The organism is Catellatospora methionotrophica (assembly GCF_011297335.1).
Lineage (GTDB): Bacteria > Actinomycetota > Actinomycetes > Mycobacteriales > Micromonosporaceae > Catellatospora > Catellatospora methionotrophica.
On sequence record NZ_JAAOTJ010000040.1, the window covers coordinates 26,052 to 32,101 of the forward strand.

5 protein-coding genes are annotated in these 6,050 nt (G+C 73.7%); 4 read left to right on the top strand and 1 reads right to left on the bottom strand.

Annotation, left to right across the window (positions count from 1 at the left end):
- The first annotated feature begins 85 nt into the window (after positions 1 to 85).
- Positions 86 to 1,027 (top strand): thiamine-phosphate kinase, encoded by a 942-nt coding sequence (locus tag HAV40_RS37205; RefSeq protein WP_166389012.1) that lies wholly within the window; start codon positions 86 to 88, stop codon positions 1,025 to 1,027.
- A gap of 26 nt (positions 1,028 to 1,053) precedes the next feature.
- Positions 1,054 to 1,518 carry a GNAT family N-acetyltransferase gene (locus HAV40_RS37210; protein WP_166389013.1) on the top strand — a complete coding sequence of 155 codons (465 nt, stop codon included), beginning with the start codon at positions 1,054 to 1,056 and terminating at the stop codon, positions 1,516 to 1,518.
- Between the two features lie 267 nt (positions 1,519 to 1,785).
- Here HAV40_RS37210 and rpmB read toward each other — a convergent pair whose 3' ends face one another.
- Positions 1,786 to 1,977, bottom strand: coding sequence for a 50S ribosomal protein L28 (gene rpmB, locus HAV40_RS37215; RefSeq protein ID WP_166389014.1), 192 nt, complete (start codon positions 1,975 to 1,977; stop codon positions 1,786 to 1,788).
- A gap of 206 nt (positions 1,978 to 2,183) precedes the next feature.
- Between rpmB and HAV40_RS37220 the strand changes: the two genes are divergently transcribed.
- Together HAV40_RS37220 and recG are read left to right on the top strand one after the other, a co-directional pair.
- Entirely contained in the window at positions 2,184 to 3,785 is a 1,602-nt protein-coding gene (locus HAV40_RS37220; RefSeq protein WP_166389015.1) for a DAK2 domain-containing protein, read from the top strand.
- A 37-nt stretch (positions 3,786 to 3,822) separates the two neighbouring features.
- Complete coding sequence (gene recG / locus HAV40_RS37225) at positions 3,823 to 6,018, top strand: ATP-dependent DNA helicase RecG (RefSeq protein ID WP_166389016.1); 2,196 nt, start codon at positions 3,823 to 3,825, stop codon at positions 6,016 to 6,018.
- The last annotated feature ends 32 nt before the right edge of the window (positions 6,019 to 6,050 follow it).

A 6,050-nucleotide genomic window follows, 5' to 3' on the forward strand; every position in this document is an offset into this window, starting at 1 on the left:
TACCTCACTGAGGGTGCACAGGCTGCGGCAGGAGGCGCAAGGGTGAGGAAGGAAGCCACATGAGCAGGCGCGACGAGGAAACAGCATGAGTATTGCGCGGACGGGGGAGTTCGGGCTGATCGAGCGGGTGGTGGCGCGGCTCGGCACCGGACCGGCCACCATCATCGGGCCCGGCGACGACGCGGCCGTGGTCATCGCCTCCGACGGGCGGGTCGTCGCCTCCACGGACGTGCTCGTCGAGGGACGGCACTTCCGGCGCGACTGGGCCGAGGCCGAGGACATCGGACGGCGCGCGGCCGCGGCGAACCTCGCCGACATCGCCGCGATGGGGGCCACCGCCACGGCGCTGCTGGTGGGCCTGTGCGCCCCGCCGGACCTGGACGTGGCCTGGGCCGAGCAGCTGTCCGACGGGCTGGCCACCGAGGCCGCGCTGGTCGGCGCGAGCGTCGTCGGCGGGGACATGACCGCCAGCCCCACGCTGACCATCGCGGTGACCGCGCTCGGCGACCTGCACGGGCTGCCGCCGGTGCTGCGCTCGGGCGCGCAGGTCGGGGACGTGGTGGCGCTGGCGGGCCGGGTCGGGTTCGCGGCGGCCGGATACACGGTGCTGTCGCGGGGCTTTCGCACCCCGAAGATCCTGGTCGAGGCGTATCGGCGGCCGGTGGTCCCGTACGCGCTGGGACCGGCCGCAGGGCGGGCCGGGGCGACCTCGATGATCGACGTCTCGGACGGTCTGATCGCCGACCTGGGGCACATCGCGCACGCCAGCAAGGTCGGCGTCAACCTGCACCGCAGCGCGTTCAAGGTGCCCGAGCAGATGCGCGACGCGGCGCTCGCGCTCGGCGTGGACCCGTACCAGTGGCTGCTGGCCGGTGGCGACGATCACGCGCTGGCCGCGACGTTCCCCGCCGACGTGCCGCTGCCCGAGGGCTGGCAGGTGATCGGCGAGGTCATCGAGGGCAGCACGGTGACCCTGGACAACCGCCCGTGGTACGGCCCGAAGGGGTGGGACCACTTCCGGGCATAGCGGGCATGCGCAGTATCCTCTGCGCCGTGACCGAGATTGAGATCAAGCCGACCCGCTACGGCGGGTCGGTCGCCCGAAAACTGATCGCCGAACTCATGGCTGACCTGGCCGAACGGTACGGCGACGCCGACGCGACCCCGATCGAGGCCGTCGAGTTCGACCCGCCGGACGGCGGCTTCTTCGTGGCGTACCTCGACGGCACGCCGGTCGGCTGCGGCGGCTGGCGCAGCTGGGCGGGCTCGGAGCAGATCGCCGAGATCAAGCGCGTCTACACCTCGGCCACGGTGCGCGGCAAGGGCGTCGGCAGGGCGATCATGACGGCGCTGGAGTCCGACGCCCGATCGCACGGGCGCGTCCGGGTGATCCTCGAGACAGGCACCGCCCAGCCCGAGGCCATCGCCATGTACCAGGCCGTCGGCTACCACCTGATCGACAACTTCGGCCACTACCGCGACGAACCCGGCTGCCGCTCCTTCGCCCGCGACCTCTGACCCCACCCCGCCGCCCCTCCCACCCCACCGAGCGCCGTCCACCGCGCCGCCGCGCGCCAGCCCGCGCCGCGAAGGCCAGGCCACTTGCTCCGCAACTCTTAAAGAGTCGCGCCTTCACCTCGCTCGTGAAGGCGCGACTCTTTAAGAGTTGCGGCAGGTGGTGGGCGGGGCTGGGCGGGGCGGGGCGCCGGTGGGGAGGCGGGGCAGGGGCGGTGGGGACGGCAAAAGGCCGCCGAGCGGAGCTCGGCGGCCTTTGAAAGTCTCGCGTCAGGCGCGGACGACCTTGCCCGCCTTCAGGCACGAGGTGCAGGCCTGGACCTTGCGGGAGTTGCCGCCACCAGCGGGGGTACGCACCGTCTGGATGTTCGGGTTCCAGCGGCGGTTGGTCTTCTTCTTCGACCAGGGCACGTTGTGACCGAAGCCCGGTCCCTTGCCACAGACGTCGCACACGGCAGCCACGGAAATCTCCTGAGTTCGTCTTGATCAAACAACCCGACCAAGCGTCACTGTGCCGGGAACTTTGCCAGGGTACCTGACTTCCACAGCACGTGCCCAATCGGGGCGGAGCCGCCCGGTCGTCGAAGACCCATGTAACGGCAGAGAAGACTCTACCGTCCGCCACGCCGAGCGCGAGAACCGGGTGCGGCACCGATAGGCTGGCGCGCGTGCTGGAGGTCTGGGACATCGCGGCGGTCCGACGCTGGAGTTCGCTGGCCGTGGCCGGCTTGAGCAGACACGAGCAGGCACTCAACCAGCTGAACGTGTATCCGGTGCCCGACGGCGACACCGGCACCAACCTGCTGCTGACGCTGACCGCGGCGCGCCAGGCGCTGGCCGGTGCGCTCACCGACGCGCGCTCGCCGGGGGCGGTGCTGCGCACCATGGCGCGGGGCGCGCTGCTGGGCGCGCGCGGCAACTCGGGTGTCATCAGCGCGCAGTGGCTGTCGGGGCTGGCCGACGCCGTGGACGGCGACGGGCTGGCGGCTGCGCTCGACGCGGCGGCGAAGGCGGCGTACGCCGCGGTGGCGCGGCCGGTCGAGGGGACGATCCTCACCGTGGCGCGGGCCGCCGCCGACGCCGCGTGCCGGGACGGCGACGACGTCGCTGCCGTACGCGCCGCGGTGCTGGGCGCGCGGGAGGCGCTGGCCCGCACCCCGGAGCAGCTGCCGGTGCTGGCCGCGGCCGGGGTGGTGGACGCGGGTGGGCAGGGCCTGGTGCTGCTGCTGGAGGCGCTGCTGGAGGCGCTGACCGGCGAGCACGACGAGAGCGAGGTCGACGGCGCGGCGGCGCGTGACAGCGAGCACGGCCATGACCACGATCACGCCGGGCACGGCCACGGCGCGGGGCGGGCGCCGACCTATCGCGGGCCCGCGTACGAGGTGCAGTTCCTGGTCGACACGGGGGCGGCGGAGATCGCGCGGCTGCGGGGCGCGCTGGACCGGCTCGGTGACTCGCTGGTCATCGTCGGCGGGGCGCCGACCTGGCGGGTGCACGTGCATGTGGACGACGCGGGCGCGGCGCTGGAGGCGGGGCTGGCGGCCGGGCGGCCGTACCAGATCCAGATCACGCACTTGACCAGCGCGACCGCCGAGGGCGCGCCACGGCGGCCCGATCCGACGGCGCGCGCGGTGGTCGTCACCGCGGCCGGGGACGGCATCGAGGAACTGCTGATCGGCGAGGGCGCGGTGGCGATCGGGGGCAATCCGTCGACCGCCGAGGTGCTGGACGCGATCCTGGCCACCGGGGCGGGCCGGGTGGCGGTGCTGCCGACCGACTCGAACCTGCGCGCGGTGTGCCAGGCCGCCGCGGACGAGGCGTTCGGCGAGGGCGTGAAGGTGCGCGTGGTGCCGACCCGCTCACCGGTGCAGGCGCTGGCCGCGCTCGCCGTACGCGATCATGCTCGGCGGTTCGAGGACGACGTGATCGCGATGGCCGAGGCGGCCGTCGCCTGCCGCTCGGCGGAGGTGACCACGGCCAGCCGGGAGGCGCTGACGGTGGCCGGACGCTGCCGCCCCGGCGACGTCATCGCCCTGGTCGAGGGCGAGGTCAACCTGATCGGCGACGATCTGGTGACGGTGTGCTGCCAGCTGCTGGACCGGATGCTGGCCAGCGGCGGCGAGCTGGTGACCCTGCTGACCGGCGCGCAGGCCCCGGACGGCCTGGTCGAGGCGCTGACCGAGCACGTGGCGACCCGCTGGTCGTTCGTCGAGGTGCATGCCTACCCGGGCGGCCAGCCGCACTATCCGCTGCTGGTGGGCGTCGAATGAGCGGGACGGCTGTCGGGGGGCCGCGGGAGGATCGGGTATGACCTCCGCGGACGTGGACACCGACCTGTCGAAACTGGTGGGGGAGAAGACCGCCAAGGCGCTGAAGACGCACCTCGATCTCTATACCGCCGGTGACCTGCTGTATCACGTGCCACGGCGGTACGACCAGCGTGGCGAGCACACCGACATGCGCACCCTGGAGATCGGTGAGGAGGTCACCGTGCTGGCCCAGGTGCTGCGCACGACGACCCGGCCGATGCGGCAGCGGCGCGGCAGCATGCTGGAGGTCGTCGTCGGCGACGGGGCGGGCGGCCAGCTCGTGCTGACGTACTTCCAACAGGCCTGGCGCGAGCGCGACCTGCGCCCCGGACGCTGGGGCCTGTTCGCGGGCAAGGTCAGCGACTTCCGCGGCCGCCGCCAGCTCAACAGCCCCGAGTACGTGCTGCTCGACCAGGGCGCGGCCGACGGGGAGGTGGCCGCCGAGGTGGAGGAGTTCGCCGGGGCGCTGATCCCGGTCTACCCGGCCGCCGCCGCCGTGCCGACCTGGGTGATCGCCCGCTGCGTACGGGTGGTGCTGGACACGGTCACCATGCCGCCGGATGCGACGCCGTCCCGCATCCGCGCCGAACGCAAGCTGCTCGACCTGGCCACGGCGCTGCACGAGATCCACCGCCCGTCGTCCAAGGAGCTGCTGTACATCGCCAAACGGCGTCTGGCCTGGGACGAGGCGTTCGCGGTGCAGCTGACCCTGGTGCGGCGCAAACGCGACGCGGCGGCCTCGCCCGCCAAGCCCCGGCCCCGCCGCGACGGCGGACTGCTCGCCGGGTTCGACCAGACGCTGCCGTTCACGCTGACCGACGGCCAGCTCGCGGTCGGCGAGGAGATCGCCGCCGACCTGTCCGTCGCGCACCCCATGCACCGGCTGCTGCAGGGCGAGGTCGGCGCGGGCAAGACCCTGGTCGCACTGCGGGCCATGCTGCAGGTCGTCGACGCGGGCGGGCAGGCCGCACTGCTCGCGCCGACCGAGGTGCTGGCGACCCAGCACCACCGGGGCATCAGCCGGATGCTCGGCCCGGCCGGCCGCCCCGACGAGCTCGACGGCGACCCGAACGGCACCCAGGTCGCCCTGGTCACCGGCTCGCAGGGGGCGGCGGCGCGGCGCAAGGTGCTCGCCAAGGTCGCCGACGGCAGCGCCGGGCTGGTCATCGGCACGCACGCGCTGCTGTACGAGGGCGTCGACTTCGCCGACCTGGGCCTGGTCGTCGTCGACGAGCAGCACCGCTTCGGCGTCGAACAGCGCGACGCGCTGCGGGCCAAGGCCGAGCAGCCGCCGCACGTGCTGGTGATGACCGCGACCCCGATCCCGCGTACGGTCGCCATGACGGTGTACGGCGACCTGGAGATCTCCACCCTGTCCCAGCTGCCCGGCGGGCGCTCGCCGATCGCCTCGCACGTGGTGCCGGTCGCGGAGAAGCCCGCGTTCCTGGAGCGCGCGTGGCGGCGCGTGGTCGAGGAGGTCCAGCAGGGCCATCAGGCGTACGTCGTCTGCCCGCGCATCGGTGACAACGCCACCGACGACGAGACCCCGCCACCCGACGACGCCGTCGAGGACGAGCGCCGCCCGCCGGTCGCCGTGCTGGACGTCGCGCCGCTGCTGGCCGAGGGCCCGCTGCGCGGGCTGCGGATCGGGGTGCTGCACGGCAGGCTGCCCGCCGACGAGAAGGACGCGATCATGCGCTCCTTCACGGCCGGGCAGCTCGACGTCCTGGTCGCCACGACCGTGATCGAGGTCGGGGTGGACGTGCCCAACGCCACCGCGATGGTCATCCTCGACGCCGACCGCTTCGGCGTATCGCAGCTGCACCAGCTGCGCGGCCGGGTCGGCCGGGGCAGCGCACCCGGCCTGTGCCTGCTGGTCACCGAGGCCGTGGCGGGCACCCCCGCCCGCGAGCGGCTGGACGCGGTCGCCTCCACCCTGGACGGCTTCCGCCTGGCCGAGCTGGACCTGGAGCAGCGCCGCGAGGGTGACGTGCTGGGCGCGGCCCAGTCCGGCCGCCGCTCCCACCTGCGCCTGCTGTCCCTGCTACGCGACCGGGACCTCATCGGCGAAGCCCGCGCCGAGGCCGAATCCCTGCTCTCCGCCGACCCCGACCTCGCCGCCCATCCCCTCCTCGCCGCCCAGATCACCCGCCTCGTCGACGACGACCGCGCCGAATACCTCCACAAGGGCTGACCCCTCCCACCCCACCCCACCCCACCCACCCC